Origin of the sequence: Parafrankia soli (genome assembly GCF_001854695.1) — a bacterium.
GTDB lineage: Bacteria > Actinomycetota > Actinomycetes > Frankiales > Frankiaceae > Parafrankia > Parafrankia soli.
The window spans coordinates 34808-56475 of sequence record NZ_MAXA01000239.1; the positions used below are offsets into that span (position 1 = coordinate 34808).

Genomic DNA, 21668 nt, shown 5'->3' on the forward strand with positions numbered 1-21668 from the left:
ACGTCCACACGGGCCGGGCTGGACGCCTGGGACACACCCGTGGAGGTGGACTGGTGAGTGTTTTCGCTAGCAGGGCTGGGTCGCAGGACCCACCCGCCGGCCGTGCCGGCCGTGACGGCCGGCGTGGCCGGGACCGTCGCGTCGGCGGGCGGGTGCGCGAGCGCACCGACGAGGTGGCCCGGGTGTTGGACCTGGCCCGCCGCCACCTCGGGACGGACGTCGCCTGGCTGTCGCGGTTCACCGGGGACGAACAGGTCATCGACCTGATCTCCGGGGAGGGTGAGCTGGTCGAGCGCCTGGTCGGCAGGCATGTCGAGCAGGAGGCGACCTACTGTGCCCGGGTGCTGGACGGGCGGCTGCCCGCCGTCATTCCCGACGCCCGGGCGGATCAGCGCACCGCCGCCCTGGCCGTCACCCGCGAGCTGGGCATCGGCTCGTACGTGGGCGCGCCTGTGTACCTCGACAGCGGCGAGTTCTACGGCATGCTGTGCGCGCTGAGCACCGAGCCGGACCCGGGCCTGGGCGACCGCGAGGCCCGCTTCCTGGGCCTGCTCGCCGACGTCGTGGCGGACGCGGTGTCCGCCCTGCACCGCGGCGGGGCGGACGACGACCACATCCGGAGCGTGATCGCGCAGGTCATCGCCCGCGGCGGGCCGGTGATGGTCTTCCAGCCGGTGTTCGACCTGCCGACGCACGGCCTCGTGGGCGCCGAGGCGCTGGCCCGCTTCCCCACCTTCCCCGCGCCGCCGGGGGAGCCGGCCGGGGACCTCGGTGAGGAGACCGGTGACCAGGCTGGCGGGGCGGCCGGTGAGGAGGCCGACGACCGCAGCGCCGCCGGCCCGTACTTCGGTGATCTTCCGCCGGACCGCTGGTTCGCGCACGCCGCGTCGGTCGGGATGGGAATCGATCTGGAGCTGGCGGCGATCCGGGCCGCGGTCGCGGAGCTGCCCAGGTTCCCGCGCGGGCTGTCGCTCGCGGTGAACGCGTCCCCGGCGACCATCGCGTCCGGACGCCTCGGGGAGCTGCTCGCCGTCACGGCGGCCGACCAGCTGATCGTCGAGATCACCGAACGGGACGGCATCCACGACCTGCCCGGCACGCTCGCCCGCCTCTACGAGCTGCGGGACATGGGGGTGCGGATCGCGGTGGACAACGTCGGCGTCGCCTACGCGAGCCTGCGCCGGCTGGTGCAGATCCTGCCGGACGTCGTGAAGATGAACCGCTGGCTGACGACGGACGTCGGTGCCGACGCGGCGCGGCGCGCGCTCGTCGAGGCGCTCGTGCACTTCTCCCGGCAGATCGGGGCGTGTCTCGTGGCGGAGGGCATCCAGAGGGCGGACGAGCTGCGCGTGCTGACCGCCGCCGGTGTGGACCAGGGGCAGGGCGAGTTCCTGGGCCCGCCGGGGCCGTTGCCGCTGCCCGCGCACGGCCGGTGCGTCCCGGTACGTCCCGGCGAGTCACGGGCCGCTGGTGTCCGCGTGCGCGTCCTGAATCCGGCCCCGGCGTAAATACAGTGTGGTCTTCCGCGGTGGCCCGGAGCTTTTTTCGATAGAGATCGTTGCCCGCCGTTGGGGAAACCGGGACAGTGTCGTGTCGTGGGCATCGTGAACAAGGTCCGGTGGCTGAATCGGCGTGCGGCGGTTTCCGCCATGTCCGGAATTGCCGGAACCCTGCTGATCGGAATGGGCGCCTGTGCGCCGTCGGCGGGTGGCCAGCCCCCGAGCGGGCCCGAAGGCGACTGGGAGATCACCGTCTACTACACGGCCGTGGAGCGTTTCCATGACGGCCCACCTCTGACGGTGCGGGGCTGCCCCCAGCTCGACTGCGTCTTTGGTAACGATTTCCTCGGGACGTTCCCGGCCGGATTCGTCCAGGTGGTGCGGGAGGAGGGAACGGGGCGGGTCACCAGCGGCCCGCGGCGGGGCTCGGTGCTGAACTGGTCGTACGATTCCGGCTTCTGGATCGACGATGTCCCGGTCGACACCGCCGGGCGGGCGCTGGTCCCGTTCCGCAGCGCCGCGGCCGACTCCTCCACCCTGCCGGCCGGCACGACCTTCGTGGTCGAGGACTGCGGGCACGAGGAGGACGGCTCCGAGATCGACCCGAACGCGTGCGCGGCGCTGCGGCGCGGGACGTGGGAGGTCCGGGACGAGTTCACGCCGGGGCTTGGCGGGCAGCGCCACCTCGATCTCTACATCGGCGAGGAGGACGTCGCCGGATTCACCGACCGCAGCCCGCTTTACCTGACCGGCCTCGGCGCACGCGTCGCCATCACCGGCCGGGCCTCGCGGTAGCACTCCCGGAGAACCGTGCGAACGAAATCCACGGGAACAGGCGCACCACAGGGCGAAAACGCGGGTCCGGGGAAAGCCGGAAACAGATCCGTGAAAGCGACGGGCGCGGGAGCCCAGGTGGACTCCCGCRCCCGTCAGATCTACCCGCCCGCGACGACGGAGCCGGCCGCGACGAAGGTGTATCCGAGGGCGCGCACGCCCTCCACGGTCTGGCGCAGGTAGTCAACGCCCAGATACGGGTGGTAGAACATGCTGGCGAAACCGTCCCGGACGACCAGATTGCGCCGGGCCGCGTCGATCAGCTCCGCGGGCAGCCGCGCCGGGTGGTTGTTGAACGGCTCGGGCTCGATGTTCCCGATGTTCTCCGGAATGACGAAGGACCCGTGGACGTCCGTCACCGGGTACGGGAAGAACTGGCCGCCGTACTTCGTGTGGTCCACCGCGCCGCCGGCGAGCTGGTTGCGGAAGTAGAGCCCGCGGTCGTAGCGGCGCGGGAACTTCGCCCGGGCCGCGGCGTAGTCGGGGGCGGACGCGGCGTAGTGCGGGAACTCGAAGGTCGTCGGCACCGGCAGCCCGGCGGCGGTGAACGCGGCGGCCGAGCCGTTCATCCGGTCGGTCGCCCACGTCTGGCTGTCGCCGGGCACGGGTCCGTCGTAGACCACGTAGTCCTGGGCGTCGACATGCGCCCGGAAGAACTCGAAGTCGTCCGCGCTCGCGCCCGAGTACGGGTTGGCGACGTTCGAGAACTGGTGTGTCCAGCCGTGCATGATCAGTGTGCCGCCGCGCTGGGTCATGTACTTCAGCGCGCTGACCACCGCCGGTCTGGACGCGAGGGTGTAGTCCTGCGGTACGCCGTTGTTGTACGTGCCGTTCGCGTCCACATACCGCGGGTAGACGGCGACCGAGAACGGTACCTGCGCGGAGGACAGGTAGTCGGCGATCGCGTGCAGCTCCGCGGGGTCGGCGTCCGGCCCGACGTCTTCGACGCGGACGAGCCCGCGGTGCCGGGCGGCGGTCTGCGGCGCGAGGACGTCGAAGAGCATGTCAGCCACCGCGAGGTAGCGGTCGGTCATGTCGGCGTAGGCGAACGGGATCTCGCCGATGTAGGTCAGGTTCCCGGACCGCAGCGCCCAGGGGAAGCGGGTGCCGTCACCGCGCACCGCCTCGGCGAGCACCGTGGCCCTGGTGGTGTCCACGGAGGCGTAGTTCATGATCCCGGCGGCGTTCGCCGCGTACCGGGTCAGGTCGGTCCCTTTGTAGCTGACGGTCCCGATCGCCGACGTGTCGAAGCCGGACCAGTTCCACCCGTACGTCGTCGGGAAGGTCGGCGCCTGCGACGTGAGCTGCCAGATGTTGTTGTACATCCACACCACGGGCCGGCTGCCCGCCAGCACGTCGGTGAGGAACGCCGTCGGGACCTGCTCGTCGTAGGTCGACCCGACGTACACCACCGCGGCGTACGCGGACATCTGGCCCGCGGTGTACGAGCTGACCGGACGGGCCTGCCAGGTGCCGAACCGGGAGGCCAGGTTGGCCGCCTGCATGGCGTACTGCTCGCCCAGCCACCCCCACGCGCCGGTGGTGTCGTACAGGATCAGGGTGCCCGTCCCGGTCGCCTGGCCGGACGGCGCCGGCGCGGCCCCGGGCCCGGTGGCGCCGTCCGGTGCCGCGGGCGGGCGCTGGTTCGTGCCCGGGACGGGCCGCGCGGCCCGCCGCGGCGGCGGGGTGCGCGGCGGCGCCGGTGGAGCCGGCGGTGAGGCGAAGCGCCCCTCGGCGGGCAGCACCTGCGGGGTGGCCGCGCGGGCGTGCCGCGGCGGGTGTTTGGGCACGTCCGGTGCCGCGGCCACGGGTGCCGCGGCACCGGCACCGGCGCCGGCACCGAGCACGACCGCGAGCAGCCCGGCGGTCGTCGCCGCGCGGCCACCGCGTCTGATGCCCCGGCGGACACCCCGACCGGTGCCGTCGGGACGGCTCGTGCGCCGGCGCGGGAGCCACCTRAGCGGCGGGGTCATGTTCCGGACTCCTCTCGTCGGCCGGCGGCGGAGCCGGTCAGCTCCTGCCCCGGGGCGGCCGGCTGGACGGGAATGGTGATCGTGCGCGGGCGCGGGACGAAGGAGTCCGGGGCGGGCGCGTCGCTGAAGCGGTGCGCGATCGCGGCGACGGTGCGGCGCGCCGCCTGCCCGTCGCCGTAGGGGTTGATCGCCTCCGCCATCGCCGCGTAGGCGACGGGATCGTCGAGGAGCCGGTCGACGGCCGCGACGATCCGGTTCGACTCGGTGCCGACCAGGCAGGCGGTGCCGGCCTGCACCCCCTCGGGCCGCTCGGTGTTGTCCCGCAGCACCAGGACCGGCTTGCCCAGGCTGGGCGCCTCCTCCTGGATACCGCCGCTGTCCGTCAGGACGACCGTCGCAGCCTTCATCAGGTGCGCGAAGGCGGCGTAGTCGACGGGATCGGCGACGAGGATGTTGGGGAACCCCTCCACCGGCGGCAGGACCGTCTCCCGCACCACCGGGTTGCGGTGCACGGGCAGCACGATCAGCAGCTCGGGCCGCTGCTCGGCCAGCCGGGCGAGCGCCGCGCCGACCCGCGCGAGCGGCTCCCCCCACGACTCGCGCCGGTGCGCGGTGACGAGCAGCACCTGCCGCCGGCCGTCGCCCGAGCGCTGGCGGACCTCGGCGAGCAGCCGGTCCGGCGGGGGCGGTGCCGCCGTGACGTGCAGCAGCGCGTCGATGACGGTGTTGCCGGTGACCAGCACGGACTCCGGCCGGATGCCCTCCGCCAGCAGGTTCGCCCGGGCCGACGGCGTGGGCGTTAGGTGCAGGTCGGCGAGCTGCGAGGTGAGCCGGCGGTTGATCTCCTCCGGGAACGGCGAGGCCGGGTCCTCGGTACGCAGCCCGGCTTCCATGTGGACGACGGGCAGGCCCTGGTAGAACGCGGCGAGGGCACCGGTGAACGCCGTCGTCGTGTCGCCCTGGACGACCACGACGTCCGGGCGCACCTCGGCCATCACCGACTCCAGGCCGCCGAGCGAGCGGGTGGTCACCCCGGCCAGCGACTGCCGGTCCCGGAGGATCCCGAGGTCGTAGTCGGGAACTATGCCGAAGAGGTCGTTGACCTGGTCGAGCATGGACCGGTGCTGGCCGGTGACGGCCACGACCGGCCGCAGCGGGCCGGTCCGTCCAAGTTCATGGACCACCGGAGCCATCTTGATCGCCTCGGGTCTGGTGCCGTACACGAGCAGCACCGTGCGACCGTCAGAGCTGTCGGTCATGTCGAATCCTCCCATTCTTGATCGTTTGTGAACGGCTGAACTCCACCGCGCCGAGAGGCGGGTGCTCGGGGGCCGCCGCTCCGAACGGCGGCCGGTCGGCGCCAGCCGGAACGGCGGCTGGTCAGAACGGCGGCTGGTCGGTCGGGCGCAGGTGGCGGGCGCCGGACCCGCGGAACGCCACGACGGAGTCCTCGCAGTACAGGCCGACGGCACCGGAGACGTAGGGGCGCTCGGTGTCCTGCATCCGCACCGTGGGGACGCCGTCCACGGACACCGCCATCGAGTCCCGGTCGTGGATCACCTCCACCGTGTGCCAGCTGCCGAGGCGGGCCCGCGGCGCCGGTCCGCTGGCCAGGAACCGCTGGCCGCCGGGGTAGGCGGGGTCCTGCTTGCTGAGCTCCCAGCCGTTGGGCTTCAGCGCGAAGGCGTAGAAGTGCGCCGGGTCGGTGTAGTTCCAGAGCACCCAGCCGACCTCCCACGGGGCCGGGATGCCGTGGCGCAGCTGGCGGACGGTGCGCACCTGCGTGGTGAACCGCACGTCGCCGTAGTGCTCCGAGCTGACCACCAGGCCGGCGTGGGTGYGCTCCGGTGCGTCGGCGGTCCGGGGGGCGAGTGTGATCACCAGGCCGCCGGCCTCGAGCTGCCCGGTGGTGCGGCCGTAGCCGTCGAAGACCGCCAGCCACGGGCCGTGCCTGGTCCCGTCCCGCCAGCGGGTCGGCCCGTCCTCGGTGCTGAGCGAGATGACCGCCCACAGCCCGGCGAGGGCGGCCATCCCGCCCGCGCTGACCAGCGCGAGGACGACGAGCCGATACCGGCGGCGGACCCGCCGACGCGGCGGGCGCGGCGAGCCGACGGCGGACCTGGCTGGCGGGCCGGCGCCGGGCCGGCCACGCTCCTGGCCGAGGTGGCGGCTGTGGTGGAGGTCGGTGTGGTCGTGGTCGGCGCTCACCGGTCCGGTCCCTCGGGAGCGGCGGGAGCGGCGGACACCGGCTGGAGGGGCGTGGGTGGCGCGCTCTCCGGGGTTCGGGCGGTCTTGTGCCAGCTCGTCCGGCCGCTGACCACCCGTCCCATCGCCCACCAGCCGGCGACGAACCACACCAGCGCGTACAGCATGTAGAGGTGCGCATAGCCGGCTAGGCGGACCACGCCGAAGCCAACAAGCGGCTCGCGTGACCGGTAGATCAGCGCGCAGACCAGCGCCGGTCCCGCCGCCATCAGGTAGGCGCCGAGGAAGTAGCGCGGGTCCGGCGCCGGCCCGCCGGCGAGCCAGCTCGTCAGCACGCCCACCGTGCTGAGCACGAAGGCGGCCGTCAGCAGCGACGCGAGGAGGATCAGCAGCGGGCTGGAGAGGTGAAACAGCATGTCGGGCAGCGCCCGGGCCCGCGCCTGCCGCAGCACGCGGGGCATCAGCGCCCACGACTGCAGGTGGCCCTGGAACCAGCGCGACCGCTGCCGCAGCAGCCGTCCCAGCCGGACGACCCCCTGCTGGTGGACGTCCGCCTGCGGGCAGAACTGGTTGCGCCAGCCCGTCAGCAGCAGCCGGACACCGAGATCGAGATCCTCGGTCAGGCTGTGCGACCACGGGTCGCCGCCGAGGGACCGCAGCGCCGAGAGCCGGACGAACTGGCCGTTGCCACCGAGGCCGACATTGTCCAGTTGGCCGCGTCCGCGCTGGAAGACATCGGTGTAGATCACGAACTCCATGTCCTGGAGCCGGGCGAGCAGGCTGGTGTGCCGGTTGTTGATGCGCACGCCCGTCTGCACGCCGGCGGTGCGGGGATCGGCGAAGTAGGGGGCGACCGCCTCCACCGAGTGCGGGTCGAGACGGCCGTCCGCGTCGACCACGGCGATGATCACGTCGTCGGGGTCGCGGGCGGCGATCTCCGGGCGGGTCGCCAGATGGGCCACGGCGGCGTTCAGCGCGGCACCCTTGCCCCGTCGGGCGTCCGGTGGCTCGCGGCGCAGCAGCCACACCCGGTCGTCGGCCACCCCGCGGACGATCAGCGAGGTCCGGTCGTCCGAGCCGTCGTCGACGACGAGGGCCCGGCGGTTCGTGGCGGGGGGGAGCAGGAGCCGGCGCAGGCTCGCCTCGATGACCGCCTCCTCGTTGAGGCAGGGCATCACGAAGACGAAGAAGAGGCCGTCGGGGGGCGTGCCCGTCCGGGGCCGGTGGACACGGGAGAGCACCAGCATCGCGAACAGGTAGACCATCCCGAAGGTGATCATGGTTGCGGCGAGCAGGCGCGCGTCGCGGCCGTCGGTGTCGAGCAGGTTCACGTCGCCGCTCCGGGACCAGGCCGGGACGCGCCGCGCCGGGCCCGCAGCGCCAGTGCCAGCAGGACCCCGAGCAGGCCGACCGTCATGTACAGCACGAAGGCGAGGCCCACGAGGTTGGTCAGCAGATCCGAGAGCAGATCGAGCAGCACGGTCGCGTGGTCCGGGGAGGCGTCGCGGGCGACCGGGGCCGCGCCGCCCGCCCCGCCGGGAGCCTGGTGGGCGGGCGGGAGCCCCGCGCGGGTGAGCGCCGCGCCGGACGTCAGGGGGACGTGCATGGTTCCTCCGTGCGAGATGGGGTCCGTGCGGTGGCGGGACGGCCGTCGCCGCACGGGAGGTGGCGGCCGGTCGACGACCGGCGGCCGGTTCTCCTGCGCCCTGTCCGGACGCCGGCCGTCTCGACGCGATCACGCCCGGGACCAGGCCCGGGGGCGGGCCGAGCCCAGGCACGTCGAACTCGGGACGCGCCGAACCCAGGTGTTCCTTGACCCGGGATGTGCCCAGCTCAGGGCGCGACGGGCATGACGAGCACCGGGCATGACGAGCACCGGGCGTGACCAGCCCCGCCACCGCGCTCCAGCGGGAGATCGCTGTGGCGCGCCGGTCGGTGGGTCAGCCCGGAGCCCGGGTCAGCCGATCGCTCCGGCCCGGATGAGACCATTGGACGGATCCAGCCGAGGCATCACGACCCGGCCAGCCAGCCGGCCGCCCAGGTGCCAGCCACCCTCACGGGTCGTTGGACGGTGTATTCGGCCGGCGCCGCAAGAAATGTCGACGGAACTATTCCGGTGCGGTGTCCAACTGATTCCCCGGAACGGATTGGAGGAATCAGGTTCGCGCGGTTTAGCGCTGGCCGGAGAAAACTATCGACGGGTCGGCCGGCGGTCGTTTCGAAAGTGGACAACGCCCGGTACGGCGACTCAGGATGTGCCGGCGTGGCAGTGGTTCACTGTGGCCCGGCAGCGCGCTCGGCGCTGGGCCAGGGGACACCCCGCAAGCTGTCTGAGCAGCTCGGATGTATGCCCGATGTGGGCCGTGGGCGGGGCCGGAGCGATACCATCACGACACATCGCCGCCCGTGGGTTTCTGCTGATCCAAATCATTTCCCCCCATGGAGCCATGCCTCCCGGAACCGCCAGGCCGCCGAGACGCGACGGCTGCGATCTCGCTGAATCCTCAGTGGACCAGGGCGGGAGGGCGCCCCGTTACTTTCCTGTTCGGCGCTTATTCTTACACGCCGTGCGACTGTGGTGGCAGGGGGTTGAGGAATTTTCTTGCGCCGGCCCCCGCGTCACACGATGTGGTCTCGTTCGGTGCTGCCGTAAAGCGGATAGAAACCCTCGCTATTGTTTGTCCTGTTGAACGAGTACGGTGTCCTTGTGCGTCGTCCAGGCTGTGTCGTCCAGACGGAGTGGCGCGAGAGTTGAGCCTGCCCCGTGCAGCCGCCGCACACCCGGGAGGAGCCCCAGCAGTGGCCGGCCCCGTCGACGCGACCCGGGACCAACGGACCGAGCAGCCCGTGGCCCCGCCGGCCGGGAAAGAGCCCGTTCCCGACCAGCCCGTTCCCGATCAGCCCGGCGCCGGGGTGGACGCCAGGCCCGAGCAGGTCTTCGCCCTCGACAACCGGACCTGGCGGCGGGTCCTCTTCCTGTTGCTGAACCTGCCGACGGGCCTCGTCGGGTTCGTCTTCGTGGTCGTCTGGTTCTCGGTCGGCGTGGGGATGGCGGTCACGGTCGTCGGCCTGCCGCTGCTGACCATCGGCCTGGTGGTGACCCGGGCGCTCGGCACCGTCGAACGGGCCCGGGCCCGGGCCATCCTCGGCCTGCACATTCCGACGGCGTCGCGGCCGCGGTCGGCGTCCACGGGTGCCTTCGGCCGACTGTGGGCCGCGGTGGCGGACCCGGTCGGCTGGCGGCACGCCCTGTACTTCGTGATCCGGCTTCCATGGGTGATCGTCACCTTCACCGTGACGCTGGTGCTGCTGCTCGTCGGCTGGCCGGTGCTGCCGGTCGTGGCCCGGGCACTGGCGGCCGTCGACCGGGCGATGATCTCGGCGCTGCTCTCGCCGTCCGACCGGATGGAGCGGCGGATCAGGGAGCTGGAGGCCGACCGCGGCGTCGTCGTCGACACGGCCGCGGCCGACCTGCGGCGCATCGAGCGGGATCTGCATGACGGCGCGCAGGCGCGGCTGGTCGCGCTCGCGATGGGGCTGGGCCTGGCGCGGGAGAAGCTCGCCGACGACCCGGACACCGCGGCGAAGATGGTCGAGGAGGCGCACGGCGAGGTCAAGCTGGCGCTGCGGGAGCTGCGCGACCTGGCCCGCGGCATCCATCCCGCGATCCTCACCGACCGGGGCCTGCCGGGCGCGATCCCGTCGCTGGGGATGCGCTGCACGGTTCCCGTCCGGGTGACGGTCGAGCTGGACGAGCGGCCGGCGCCGGCGATCGAGGGCATCGTCTACTTCACCGCCGCCGAGCTGCTCACCAACATCAGCAAGCACAGCCAGGCGTCGGACGCGCTGGTCGACCTGCGCCGGGTCGGTGACAACCTGCTGCTGCGGATAACCGACGACGGCCGCGGGGGCGCGAGCCTCGGCCGGGGCAGCGGCCTGGCGGGCCTCACCGAGCGGCTGGACGCCATCGACGGCACGTTGATCGTGGACAGCCCACCCGGCGGGCCGACCTACGTCATCGCGAAGGTGCCGTGGCGGGACAGGGAACAGACACAGTCGGACTGATCATTCCGGCGACAGTCATCATCGACGTCATCTTCAAATCAGCCTCCGGCGTCCCCGGGCGGACGCGTGGAATGGGCGTCTGCCAGCCCGCGCTGTCGATTCCCGGCCGATCGCGGGCCGTCCGGCCGGTAACGGGCGGGTAACGGTTTTGTGCGTGGACGGGGGCCGGAGCGGGTCGCCTGGCGGCGGCCCTCAGCGGTGCGCCCCGGGCCCGTGGCGTGGGACGGGCCGGGTCCAGGCGCCGACGACGGCCGCTCTCGGCCCGGAGCGCAGGTGGGCTTCTGTTGGTGTGTATAGGTTTAATTATCGCTATGTTACGGATGGGGTCAGGTTCATCGTCCGTGCGCACCATGCAGGAACATGACAGGTCAAACAATCGATCATCTTTGTGTATCTGTTGTTGTGTCGCGGTCGATCCTGCCGCAATTCGCGCAAAGCCGTTGAAGAGTCACCCAAAGTGGTATAGCTTGCCGTAACCAGATGTAATCGGCGCGTCAGCGCGGTTCTCGGTCTGCCCCGCACCGCGATTTCCCGTGAATCCAGCGAAGTGTTTCCGGGACGTATCTGGAATGTTCGTCGCTTGTGGCTGGCGGCTGCGCGGGGAGGGGTGGGCGTGCGTCTGTCCGAACTCGGATTCGAGGGTCTGGACGAATTCTCCGACGAGGTGTGGCGGACGGTGGCCCGCCACCCCTACTGCGGGGTTGACCTGCTCGCGGAGTGGCTGCGCCGCCCCGAGCCCATTGTCCAGGCCGAGATGGACCGGCTGGTGGAGGCGGGTCTCGTTCGCCGGGTCGGCCACCAGTGGGAGCCGCAGGACCCGGTGCGCGTCCTGCAGGCACGCCACGCCATGCGCGAGGCGGCGCTGGTCGCCGAGCGGGCGCGGATGGCCGACGAACGGGCGCAGCTCTACCGGTCGGGCCTGTTCGGCGACTACGTCGCCGGCCGCCGCCGGGCGGGGACCAACGCGGGCGTGCAGCTTCTCGCCCGCGACGAGATCTTCCCCCGGATGGCGGAGCTGACCCGCAGATCGACCCAGTCCGTCCGGTTCCTGCTGACCGGGCCGCCGCCGCCCGGCCTCGGTGGGGACGTCCCCGACCTGCTGGTACCGGCCGCCAGCCGGGGCGTGCGAGTCGTCAGCGTGTGGACGGCGGGCGCGGTCGCGGCGGCGCGCCGGCGGCACCAGGGGCGGCGGCTGCCGCCGATCGGGCAGATCCACGTGCTGCCGGCACTGCCGATGCGGGCGATCGTCTGGGACGGCTCCGCCGCGCTCGTGCCGGTGCGTGACGACGACCTCGACGACGGCGCGTTCGCGGTCGTCGCCCCGACTCTGGTCCGGGCGATCGCGGACATGGTGACCCGCACCCAGTACGCGGCGGCGCGGCGCGGGTCGGGTGAGGTCGAGCTCGACGAGCCCGCGACGGTGCGCCGCCAGCGCGCCCTGCTCCAGCTGCTCGACAGCGGGCTCGACGACAGCCGTGCGGCCCGGGAGCTCGGTGTCTCCGACCGGACGGTGAAACGGGACGTGGCGGAGATGTGCCAACGCTTCGGCGTGCTGACCCGGTTCCAACTCGGTGCCGCCGCCGCGCGCGCCGGATACCTGCCCCGGGGCGCCGGCGCCGGCCGCTGGGACGGCGGACCGGACGGCGGCCTCGACGCTGCGCTCGACGGCGGCCTCGACGGCGGCCTCGACGGCGCCCTCGGCGGGGTTCTCGGTGGTGTCCGCGGCGGGGCGCTCGCGGCCGGCCGGGGCGGCCGCGCGGCTGCCCTGCCAGCGGTTCCCGTTCCGGCGTCGCCCGAGTCGGACCCCGCCGCGGCGACCGCGTCCGCATCAGCGGCGTCGGCGCCCGCGCAGGCGGCCGGATCCTCCTCGTCGGTGCCCGCGGCCGCCTCCTCGGGGCCGGGCGCGGCCCGTCCGGTGGCACGACTTGGCCAGACGGGTGCCGCCGGTGCCCGTCGAGGCGACCGCGCGGGCGACCGGACGGGCGATCGGGCGTCCGGCGGGCGCGGTAATGGCATGAACAGGACACGACGTCCCTAAAGCGTCACATGATTACTCTTCCGGTAGAGCACCTCTCACGGTTAGCGTCCTGATTGCCGACGGGATCGGAACAGCTGCTCAGCGTCGTTCTCGGTGGCTGTTGGCGCCGGGGCGAGGTCGCCACGCCACCCAGTGCGTCCGCAGCCGGGCGCGGTTACTCCCCTCCTGCCGCCCCCCGGTCCCGTCGGCCGACTGGATGTCTCGAGGACCCCCGCGTCCCCGACGAGAGGTGGCGGAGTGCGGAACTGGCCCATCCGGTACAAGATCACTCTGGTCCTGCTCCTGCCACTGCTGGCCCTGGTCGGCTTCGGTAGCTGGGTCGTGACCGGCCAGCTCGCGGCCCAGCGCGCGAGCGACCAGACCAGGACCGCCGCCCGGTTCCTCATCCACGTCAACGATCTTGTCTACGCCCTGCAGGCCGAGCGGTACGCCGTCTCCAGCCTGGTCGGCTCCGGCTACCGGGAACGGGAGTTCGCCGCCCGCTCGACGAGCGCGCGCAGCCCGGTCGACGAGGCCCTCGCGACCGTCACCGAGACGGCCGACGAACTGCCGGCGGGCCCGCGCAACCAGGTCCGGGACGCGGTCGGCGCCGCGCGGAACCAGATGGCAGGGCTCGCCACGGTGCGCGCCGGCGTCGACGCGCAGACCCTTCAGCCCGGCCCGGGAACCGTCACCTTCAACCAGATGATCTCCTCCTGGCTGGACGTCGGCGCCGCCATGGTCGGCATCGGCAGCGAGGACACCGAGGTCGTGCGCGGGGCCACCGCACTGTCCGCGGTGTCCCGGGCCAGCGAGGCGATCAGCCAGCAGTACGGGTACGTCTCGGCGGCGGCCGTGCTCGGCGGCGCGGTGCCCGACAGCGCCACCCGGGTCCAGTCGGCGATCGGCGCCGAGGCGGCGTGGATGACCCAGTTCCGGTCGTCCGCCACCCCCGAGCAGCTCGCCCTGTACGACTCCGTCGTCGGCCCGACGCTGAACCCCGTCACCGACCTGCGTGACCGGGTGCTGCGCGGCGAGCGGATCGACTTCACCGCGTGGGCGACGGCGAGCGGCGCGAAGAGCGAGCAGCTCCGCAAGGTGCAGCGGCAGGTCGTCGACGACCTGGAGCACCGCAGCGCCTCGCTCGCCGACGCCGCGCTGCGCAGCGCCCTGCTCTCCGGTCTGCTCGCCGCCGGCGTGGTCGCCCTGTCGATCGCGGTGTCCGTCGGCGTCGCGACCAGGCTGGTCGGCGCGCTGCGCGCGCTGCGGTCCGGCGCGCTCGAGGTGGCCCAGCGGCGGCTGCCCGCGGTCACCTCGAAGCTGAGGCAGGGACATCCCATCGACCCGGCCGCCGAGCCGCCGGCCTTCGCCACCGCGGCCGGCGACGAGATCGGCGACGTCGCCCGTGCCTTCAACGTGACCTACTCGTCCGCGGTGTCGGCGGCCTACGAGGTGGCGGAGAGCCGCAGTGTCGGCGCCATCCTGCAGACGCTCGCCCGACGCACCCAGGGGTTGATCCAGCGCCAGCTCCGGCTGATCGACGAGCTCGAGCGCGACCAGCAGGACGGCGAGATCCTCACCCGCCTGTTCGGCGTCGACCACCAGGCCACCCGCATGCGGCGGCTGGCGGAGAGCCTGATCGTCCTCGCCGGCGGCCAGCCGGGACGCACCTTCCGCGGGCCGGTGCGCCTGGTCCAGGTGCTGCGCGCGGCGGCCAGCGAGGTCGAGGACTACACCCGGGTACACGTGCACCTGCCGACGTCGGACGTCGAGATCGTCGGCTCGGCCGTCGGCGACCTGACCCACATGCTCGCCGAGCTCATCGAGAACGCCACCGCCTTCTCCCCACCCGACACCCCGGTGACCGTGCAGGCCAGCCGCGTCGGCCAGGGCTGGACGGTGGAGATCGAGGACCGCGGCGTCGGCCTCGACCCGGCCTCCTACGCCTCGACCAACCACCGGATGGCCAACCCGCCGCCGTTCGAGGCCTCGACGCAGGGCAGCCAGATCGGCCTGTTCGTCGTCGCCCGGCTGGCCGCCCGGCACAGGATCGCCGTGCGGTTCAAGCCCAGCGTGTACGGGGGCGTCCACGTCGTCACGATCATCCCGGCCGGGCTCATCCACACCGAGATCCCGCATCAGGCCGCATCGCTGCCGGCCGCCGGGTCGAACGGCAGCCGGCAGCCGGCGGCGCTCGCGGCGGGCGGCTCGGCGGGCGGCTCCGTGTACGGCGGAGGTGCCGGCGGCGGCAGCGGAACTGGTCCCGGCGCGCCGGGCGATCGCGGTGGACGTCGGGCCGGGCCCACCCCCACCGAGGAGCTCGCGCTGGCCGGAGCGGTCGCGGCGGTTCCGCACCGGGCGTCCGCCCGCCTGCGGCCCGAGGCCGCCGCCGACGTCCGCCCCGGTGGCGGCGACGCCCGTCCCGGAGAGGTTCGTCCTGGCGAGGCTCGTTCCGGTGGTAGCGACGACAGGTTCGGTGGCCAGCACGGCGACCCCCGCGGCGCAGGCTATGGGGAGGACCCGCGTGCGGCAGGCTATGGGGAGGACCCGCGCGCGGCCGCCTACGGCAGTGACCCCCGTGACCCCCGTGACCCGCACGATGGCCGCGACGGTGGCTACGGTGCCGAGGCGCGCCAGGCCGGCTACGGCGGTGACGCCCGCGACAATGGCTACCGCGGCGACCCCGGCGGCAGCGGTTATCAGGACGATCCCCGCACCGGAGGTCCCGGCAGCGACACCGGCGCCGGCCGGTACGGCGACGATCCCCGGGCCACCGGTTACGGGCCGGACTCCCGCGCCGGCCGGTACGGCGACGCCCGCGCGGCCGGCGGCCACGGCGGCGACCTGGCCGACCGGCAGCTCGAGGACCCACGCGGCCTGCGCCTCGACAGGGGCTTCGATGGTGGTCTCGACGACGGGCTCGACGGTGGTCTCGGACGTGGTCTCGTCGACGGTGGTCTCGACGCCGCGCCGCGCCGCCGGCCCGAGGGACGTCCCGGCGGGATGGCCGCACACAGCGCCGCGGACCTGGCGGACGGCGGACTGTTCGACCCGCTGTTCGGCCCGCTGCGCGGCCACGACGGCGCCGAGGCGCTGGCCGGCCCACCCGGCCCCGGCGGACACCCGCGGCTCGAGGACCTGCCGCGCCGGCAGCGCGGCGCGCACCTCGCCAAGAGCCTGCGCGACGACCCCGCTGGCGAGCGGCTGCCGCAGAAGGCCGCCAGCGCGCCCGACCCCGAAGCCGCCCGCGCGCTCGCCCAGCGTTTCACCACCGCTTTCGACCGCGGCATGCGCGACGCCGACGACCTCGACGGGAGATGAGCCATGCCCCGACAGCCTGACCTGTCCTTTCTGCTCGACCGACTTCGCGAGACGGTCCCCGACATCCTCTGCGCGGTCGTCCTGTCCTCCGACGGCCTGCTGCTGGCCACCTCCACCGGCATCGACCGGGCCGCGGCCGACCAGCTCGCGGCGGTCGCCTCCGGATTCGACGCGCTGGCCCGCGGCGCGGCGCGGCAGCACGGCTGGGGCCAGGTCAACAAGACCATGGTCGACATGGAGAACGGCTACCTGTTCATCACCGCCGTGGGCCACAGCGCCTGCCTGGCGGTCTCCAGCAGGGCCGACGCCGACGTCGGCCAGATCGCCTACGAGATGGCCCATCTCGTCAGCCGGGCCGGCAGGTTCCTGACCCCCGAGCTGCGCAACCAGATGCGGGCTGCCCTTCCGTCCTGAGCTCGCACCGCGTCACGCAGGGAGGTGGAACAGGGTGGCTGGCGACTGGTCCGGGTCAACAGGACTGGGCGATAGCTGGGATGAGTCCGAGCCGCTGGTCCGTCCCTACGCGGTGACCAGGGGGCGCACCGCGCCCGCCGTCCCGCTGGAGCTCGTCGCGCTGGTCGCGACGACCGATTCGGGAATGGCGGCGATCCGGCGGCGCGGCCGGCTCGCCCCCGAGGAACACGACATCGCGATCCTGTGCATGCGAATCCACTCGATCGCCGAGATCTCCGCCAGGCTCAAGCTGCCACTGATGGTGGTTCGGGTCCTCATCGACGACATGGCGCGGGACGGAATGGTCTCCGTCCACCGCCCCGAAAATCCAGATCGGCCCAGTCCGGAACTCCTACGGAGGGTTCTGCATGGTCTCACCCGTCTCTAAGCGGGCGCCCACCGCGGTCAAGGTTCTCGTCGCCGGTGGGTTCGGAGTAGGAAAAACGACGTTCGTGGGGTCGGTGAGCGAGATCGAGCCGCTCACCACCGAGGCGGCGCTGACCAGCGCCAGCCTCGGCGTCGACGACACCAGCGCCGTGCACGGCAAGACGACCACCACGGTCGCCATGGACTTCGGCCGTCTCACGCTCAGCAACAACATCATCCTTTACCTGTTCGGCACGCCCGGCCAGGACCGCTTCTGGTTCATGTGGGACGAGCTCGTCCGCGGCGCGATCGGCGCGGTCGTTCTCGTCGACACCCGGCGGATGGCAGACTCCTTTCCCGCCATCGACTTCTTCGAGAACCGCCGGGTCCCGTTCCTGGTGGCCGTCAACCGGTTCGACGCGAACACCTACGAGTACCCGCTGCCCATGGTCCGCAACGCGGCGGACCTGGCGCCGCACCGGCCGCTGATGTACTGCGACGCCCGGCGCCCGGACAGCGCGCAGACGACCCTGGTCCATCTTGTGCGCCACGCACTGGAACTGGCTCTCTCCGGCGACCTGCCGGACGAGCCATGACGGGCCCGGCCCGACCAGGAAAGCGGATTGATCAGCCGGGGGGACGCCAGGAGGTGGACATGCCCAGCCATGACCTCGACGCGCCGCGTCCGCGCAAAAGCCGGGTACCCGGCGTCGAAATGGAGATCTATGTCGACTGGGAGCATCCCATCGAGGTGGAGGATCCGCCGAACAGCCAGCGCCCCGCAGTCATGGTGCGGATGCCGGCCTACGTGGCCGGCGGGCTCTCCCACGAACTGCACAGCCTGGAGACGATCCGGGGTGCCGTCGGCGGTGACAGCAGCGAATGGGCGCAGGTCGCCCGGGCTCTGCTCGCCGCGGCCCGGATGGCCGCCGGCTCGGACCGGCATCCCGAGCTCGCCGATCTGCCACCGGCCGACCTGCCACCACCCGCCGGCTGCCGGGAGATCGCGCCTGGGGGAATCGTATGACCCTCCTCCTGCTGACGACCGAGGCCGCGGTCGTCTTCGGGGTGTCCACCTACCTGTTGCTCCGCACCTGGACGAGATATCGTGCCGTCACCATGGCCGACGTCTTCTTCTATGACCACGCGGACGGCGCACGGCTGCCGTGCAGTCGTTCCGCCGGTCCGCGGGTGCTGGGCGAGCACGTCGTCGCGGGATTCGAGCGCTCACCATTGGGTGCCGTCATCGCCGCGATCAACCTTGCGCACCGGGCGACCTCCACCGTCGGCGCCACGGGTGTTGGGGGTGTTGGGGGCGTTGGCAGTTTTGGGGGTTTTGGGGGTGCTGGTGGTGTTGGGGGCGCGGCCGGCGCGGTCGGCGGAAAGCCCGTCCCGGGGGGTGGGAGCGGACCGAATGGTACCTCCTGGTACCAGGTGCAGATCATCGGATGGGAAGTCGAGCGCTATTCGTCCAGGAAAGCGGCGATTCGATACCTCCTCACCCGTTCTGTGGACGGCGGCGACGCGGTCACGACGACGATGCGGGTTGAGGTGAGCTGGGTCGGCGCCGACTGGCGTGTGGTCGATCCGCCCTCGGGGGACTGGACACACGCATTCTGCCTGGGTGACGATGTCTCCGGTTTCAGTTGCTTTCCGTCGGAGTTCCGCTTCCCAGTCCCGTAACCGACGGGTCCTACCAGCCGTGTGGTCGGGGGTTCTTGCCAGCAATGCCGGCACGAACCCCCAACACCACGGCCGGGGGGTGGTGTCCCGTTTCCTGGTCCCGGATACGCGCACGTGCGCGGCGCTGCCTGAGCGCGCACGCGGAACCGTGTTTCCGGGGCTTCTTCAAGCCGGTCGGCGGTGTTCAGGCACCTTGATGTCCACGGCAAAGGAGAACCTGTATGTTGCGACCTCGCGTCCGTCTCGCCTCCACGCGGGCGGCGCTGTTGCTGGCGGTTCTGGCGGGCACGCTCGCCCTGGCGGTCGGCGTGGCGCCGGTCGCCGGAGCCGYGAGCACGACCTCCCATGATGGCGGTTACAGCCCGGTGGGCTACTGGACGGGCACGGCCACGACGGCACTCGGCGCCACCGAGTCGGTCCAGATGCTGTTCCTGCCGAAGAGCCGCTTCGCCGTCGCCACGCCGAGCGGGACCTTCTGGGGTTCCTGGCACTCGACCGGATCGAAGACCTTCACCTACTCCTTCGTCCGGACCCTGCCCGGCCCGAACGGAACGGTGGTCGGTTCCATCGACATCCGGCATTCGGCCACCTTCAGCAGCCGGGACGCGTTCAGCTCCACCGGAACGGCGACCGGCTACGACCTGAACGGGAACGTCCTGTTCTCCGGTCCGGTCACCTCCACCGCCACCCGGTGACAACCACGCCCATCACCTGGTAACGATCACACCCGCCGGCCGGTGACCAGTCACACCCGCCGGCTGGTGAGGGCCGCGGCCACGACCCGGTGACGGTCGTGCCCGCCGGCTGGAGGCACTGCCGCTCGATGTGTGGCGGGTGAGTGAGTCCATGGACTCACTCACCCGCCACAGTTTTGTGGTCGGGGTGTTCCCGGGTCATGCGGGAGCGGGGCTTTTGCCCTATCCATGGCGGATGTTCCGAAATTTCGAGGACGCGGACCCGGCCCGGTGTCGTTGTCCTCCTGGYCGGGGGTGGGACGTGCGAGCGGCTGGCTGCCCGGGGCGCCAGCCTGGAGCGTCGTAAATCGCCGCTTCCGGCCCGAAGTCCCGATCTTCTGCCGTGGTGTGCCCTACTGTTATTTCGGCGGGAGGGGGCCACGTCGATGACTGATGCCACGGTGTTCTGTGCCGCGTTCATTGCTTTATTTACGGGCCATCAMCTAGGTGATCATGTCGCGCAGACGGATCGACAGGCGGCCGAGAAGGGCGGCCGCGGATGGCCCGCCGCCCGCGCCATGACCGGTCATCTATTCGCTTACCATCTGTGCGTCGCTGCGGCCCTGGCGAGTCTCCTGATTATAGACGTACCACTGCGTCTTCCGGGTGCGATAGCCGCGCTGGGCTGGTCCATCGTCACACACGGGTTTATCGACCGTAGGTGGCCGGTACGCTGGCTGCTGCGCCGATCGGGAGCGGCCCGATTCGCCGAGCTGAAAAGCGGCGGCCTCAACGGAATTTACCTGGCCGATCAGTCACTACATATTGGATGTCTGTTCATTGGTGCCCTTCTGGCCGCGGGCCTGAGCTGATCCGTCACGGTATCGGGCCGGAAAATCATGCGTGGCCCTGAATATGTACGCGGTTGGAAACACAGGCCCGGGGCCTCGGTGGATCACCGGACACGGGTCGTCTACCGGGGCCGTCGGAGCCTCGCGGTGGTGGTCACCCCGCGGCGAGCGGCTCGCCGTCTCCGTCCGCGAGGCTGCTTCCGGGATGTATGAGCAGGCGGTAGCCATCCTTGAGACCGCCCGGGACGGGGGCCAACTCGGGGCCGAAGACACCCCGCTCCGACGTGAGGCCCTGGAAGACCCCGTCCGTAATGATCTTCGTGCCGGGTTCGAGGACCTGTAACGTCCGGCAGGTGCTGCTCACCAGCGGGCCGGCCAGCCCGAAATCGGGGACGAAGAGATCCCCGTGCGCGATGACCGCGCTGAACGTGAACGGAGGCCGGCCGTCGTCACCGGCAATTCTCCGAGCGCGCGCCAGATGGTCGAGCGTGAGGAGGAAACTCACTGCCTCGTCCGCGCTGCCGTGCGTGGACAACACATTGTCACCGGCGACGGACCGGAGTCGGCCCCGGGTCGCGCCCAGCGCTTCGCGGTGAATAGAGACCCAGTCTCGAAGCCGTTCATTCAACGCGGTCAACGAAACCCGTGCCGCAAGTGCGTTCAAACCGACCAGATCGGTCACCGTGAGGAAGGTGTCGCGCTCGATGCCGCGATAGCGTTCGGTAACAAGGYGGTGGACCTGGACGGGACGCGGTATCCCCCCGAGGACGAGCTCGCTGACCGGCTCGAAGTCGAACTCCGCCGACTTCGCGGCATCGCGGACGGTCGACGTCACGTACACGGCGTTCGTCGGAACGTACTTCTCCATCCGCGCCGGGACGACGACACCCTCGCCGAGCAGGTCATCCTCGAACCTGGTCGTGTCGCAGGTGTGGATAGCGACCCGACAGCCCTCGAGCCACTCGCCGATCGGCAGCCGTGGGCCGGCGATGARCAGATCGGCGATCTGGGCGGCAGCGTGAAGCGCACGGGTGGCCGACCGGAAAGCCGTCATGTAGCCGTCGCCGGTGAACTTGATGATCTCCCCGCCGGTCTCCTCGACAACCCGGCGAATCGGTAGGACAGCCTCGGCCATGAGCTCATCCATGCGCATCTGCGGTACCGACGCGATGGCGCGGGTCGAACCCACGAGATCCACGACCATCACGGTCGTCGTTTCCATTTGCACCGTACGTCCATCCCCCTCCGACCCGCTGGTGCGGCGGGTACGGCGGAATCATAGCGGGGAAGCCACCTCTTACTGTGCTGATTTCCGCCGGGGACCACGAAAGGCTCCAGAATGCCGCCCTGACCTGCGCAACTGGATACGACCACGCCGGCGCCGGACGCAGGGGATGATCGAGAGGCCCGGTCTCCCTGTCAGGGGCGCCGGCGGGATCGCGTCCAGCAAGATCGTCTACTGTCGGGTGGGCGGCCAACGACGGAGGGCGCGATGCCTTGCGATCGGCCGAGGCGCGGGAGCCGTCCGGTATCGTGGGATCGCTGGCCGGCGTGGCGCAATTGGTAGCGCACTCGACTTGTAATCGAGCGGCTAGGGGTTCGAGTCCCCTCGCCGGCTCCAGGCAGATGGCCTCTGATGCGATGAAGGGGCGGGGCCTCCGCTCCTGGTGACTCCCCGGGGTCGGGGGTAGGTCCCTCGGGGTTGCTCACGTCTACCGACGAAGGAG

At 71.8% G+C, this 21668-nt stretch carries 18 protein-coding genes and 1 tRNA gene; 13 read left to right on the plus strand and 6 right to left on the minus strand.

The window, feature by feature from the left end; genetic code table 11:
* The first annotated feature begins 53 nt into the window (after window positions 1–53).
* The gene (locus BBK14_RS25590) at window positions 54–1508 is read left to right on the plus strand and encodes a sensor domain-containing phosphodiesterase (RefSeq protein ID WP_241831849.1); all 1455 of its coding nucleotides are present in this window, start codon (window positions 54–56) and stop codon (window positions 1506–1508) included.
* Window positions 1509–1649: 141 nt separating this feature from the next.
* Entirely contained in the window at window positions 1650–2294 is a 645-nt protein-coding gene (locus BBK14_RS25595) for an RlpA-like double-psi beta-barrel domain-containing protein (protein WP_071065818.1), read from the plus strand.
* A 140-nt stretch (window positions 2295–2434) separates the two neighbouring features.
* Here BBK14_RS25595 and BBK14_RS25600 read toward each other — a convergent pair whose 3' ends face one another.
* The 5 genes from BBK14_RS25600 to BBK14_RS25620 all read right to left on the minus strand — a co-directional run bounded on the left by BBK14_RS25600 (window position 2435) and on the right by BBK14_RS25620 (window position 8117).
* Window positions 2435–4306, minus strand: a complete 1872-nt coding sequence (locus BBK14_RS25600) for a DUF2334 domain-containing protein (protein ID WP_241831850.1) — start codon at window positions 4304–4306, stop codon at window positions 2435–2437.
* Window positions 4303–5565, minus strand: coding sequence for a non-hydrolyzing UDP-N-acetylglucosamine 2-epimerase (wecB, locus tag BBK14_RS25605; RefSeq protein ID WP_071065820.1), 1263 nt, complete (start codon window positions 5563–5565; stop codon window positions 4303–4305). The genes BBK14_RS25600 and wecB overlap by 4 nt, the downstream gene beginning before the upstream one ends.
* Before the next feature lie 121 nt (window positions 5566–5686).
* On the minus strand, window positions 5687–6514 hold the full coding sequence (locus BBK14_RS25610) for a 3-keto-alpha-glucoside-1,2-lyase-like domain-containing protein (RefSeq protein WP_071065805.1): 828 nt from the start codon (window positions 6512–6514) through the stop codon (window positions 5687–5689).
* Window positions 6511–7842, minus strand: a complete 1332-nt coding sequence (locus BBK14_RS25615) for a glycosyltransferase family 2 protein (RefSeq protein ID WP_071065806.1) — start codon at window positions 7840–7842, stop codon at window positions 6511–6513. Before BBK14_RS25615 ends, BBK14_RS25610 begins: the two co-directional genes overlap by 4 nt.
* Window positions 7839–8117: a hypothetical protein gene (locus BBK14_RS25620; RefSeq protein ID WP_071065807.1), complete on the minus strand. Its 279-nt coding sequence runs from the start codon at window positions 8115–8117 to the stop codon at window positions 7839–7841. The genes BBK14_RS25615 and BBK14_RS25620 overlap by 4 nt, the downstream gene beginning before the upstream one ends.
* Before the next feature lie 1193 nt (window positions 8118–9310).
* Between BBK14_RS25620 and BBK14_RS25625 the strand changes: the two genes are divergently transcribed.
* From BBK14_RS25625 to BBK14_RS35900, 10 genes are all read left to right on the plus strand, one after another.
* Complete coding sequence (locus tag BBK14_RS25625) at window positions 9311–10576, plus strand: sensor histidine kinase (protein WP_071065808.1); 1266 nt, start codon at window positions 9311–9313, stop codon at window positions 10574–10576.
* A 613-nt stretch (window positions 10577–11189) separates the two neighbouring features.
* The gene (locus BBK14_RS25630) at window positions 11190–12614 is read left to right on the plus strand and encodes a helix-turn-helix transcriptional regulator (RefSeq protein WP_071065821.1); all 1425 of its coding nucleotides are present in this window, start codon (window positions 11190–11192) and stop codon (window positions 12612–12614) included.
* Between the two features lie 237 nt (window positions 12615–12851).
* The gene (locus BBK14_RS25635) at window positions 12852–15914 is read left to right on the plus strand and encodes a sensor histidine kinase (protein ID WP_071065809.1); all 3063 of its coding nucleotides are present in this window, start codon (window positions 12852–12854) and stop codon (window positions 15912–15914) included.
* 3 nt (window positions 15915–15917) lie between these two features.
* Window positions 15918–16328 carry a roadblock/LC7 domain-containing protein gene (locus BBK14_RS25640; RefSeq protein ID WP_071065810.1) on the plus strand — a complete coding sequence of 137 codons (411 nt, stop codon included), beginning with the start codon at window positions 15918–15920 and terminating at the stop codon, window positions 16326–16328.
* 34 nt (window positions 16329–16362) lie between these two features.
* Complete coding sequence (locus BBK14_RS25645; protein ID WP_012157833.1) at window positions 16363–16755, plus strand: DUF742 domain-containing protein; 393 nt, start codon at window positions 16363–16365, stop codon at window positions 16753–16755.
* Window positions 16736–17329: a GTP-binding protein gene (locus BBK14_RS25650; RefSeq protein WP_012157834.1), complete on the plus strand. Its 594-nt coding sequence runs from the start codon at window positions 16736–16738 to the stop codon at window positions 17327–17329. Before BBK14_RS25645 ends, BBK14_RS25650 begins: the two co-directional genes overlap by 20 nt.
* A 59-nt stretch (window positions 17330–17388) precedes the next feature.
* Window positions 17389–17760, plus strand: a complete 372-nt coding sequence (locus BBK14_RS25655) for a hypothetical protein (protein ID WP_049795875.1) — start codon at window positions 17389–17391, stop codon at window positions 17758–17760.
* Window positions 17757–18416: a DUF8175 domain-containg protein gene (locus BBK14_RS25660; protein ID WP_071065811.1), complete on the plus strand. Its 660-nt coding sequence runs from the start codon at window positions 17757–17759 to the stop codon at window positions 18414–18416. The genes BBK14_RS25655 and BBK14_RS25660 overlap by 4 nt, the downstream gene beginning before the upstream one ends.
* 221 nt (window positions 18417–18637) lie before the next feature.
* Window positions 18638–19111 (plus strand): hypothetical protein, encoded by a 474-nt coding sequence (locus BBK14_RS25665; RefSeq protein WP_071065812.1) that lies wholly within the window; start codon window positions 18638–18640, stop codon window positions 19109–19111.
* A 425-nt stretch (window positions 19112–19536) separates the two neighbouring features.
* Window positions 19537–19962 carry a DUF3307 domain-containing protein gene (locus BBK14_RS35900; protein WP_083391251.1) on the plus strand — a complete coding sequence of 142 codons (426 nt, stop codon included), beginning with the start codon at window positions 19537–19539 and terminating at the stop codon, window positions 19960–19962.
* A gap of 133 nt (window positions 19963–20095) precedes the next feature.
* Here the strand turns inward: BBK14_RS35900 and BBK14_RS25670 are convergent, their stop codons facing one another.
* The gene (locus tag BBK14_RS25670) at window positions 20096–21163 is read right to left on the minus strand and encodes an adenylate/guanylate cyclase domain-containing protein (protein ID WP_071065813.1); all 1068 of its coding nucleotides are present in this window, start codon (window positions 21161–21163) and stop codon (window positions 20096–20098) included.
* 323 nt (window positions 21164–21486) lie between these two features.
* Here BBK14_RS25670 and BBK14_RS25675 point away from each other — a divergent pair.
* Window positions 21487–21562, plus strand: a tRNA-Thr gene (locus BBK14_RS25675).
* Window positions 21563–21668: the final 106 nt, after the last annotated feature.

Coding starts and splice junctions, on each gene's coding strand:
- BBK14_RS25595 (WP_071065818.1), top strand. CDS start 1,650: ATGTCCGGAATTGCCGGAACCCTGCTGATCGGAATGGGCGCCTGTGCG.
- BBK14_RS25650 (WP_012157834.1), top strand. CDS start 16,736: ATGGTCTCACCCGTCTCTAAGCGGGCGCCCACCGCGGTCAAGGTTCTC.
- wecB (WP_071065820.1), bottom strand. CDS start 5,565: ATGACCGACAGCTCTGACGGTCGCACGGTGCTGCTCGTGTACGGCACC.
- BBK14_RS25655 (WP_049795875.1), top strand. CDS start 17,389: ATGCCCAGCCATGACCTCGACGCGCCGCGTCCGCGCAAAAGCCGGGTA.
- BBK14_RS25660 (WP_071065811.1), top strand. CDS start 17,757: ATGACCCTCCTCCTGCTGACGACCGAGGCCGCGGTCGTCTTCGGGGTG.
- BBK14_RS25620 (WP_071065807.1), bottom strand. CDS start 8,117: ATGCACGTCCCCCTGACGTCCGGCGCGGCGCTCACCCGCGCGGGGCTC.
- BBK14_RS25640 (WP_071065810.1), top strand. CDS start 15,918: ATGCCCCGACAGCCTGACCTGTCCTTTCTGCTCGACCGACTTCGCGAG.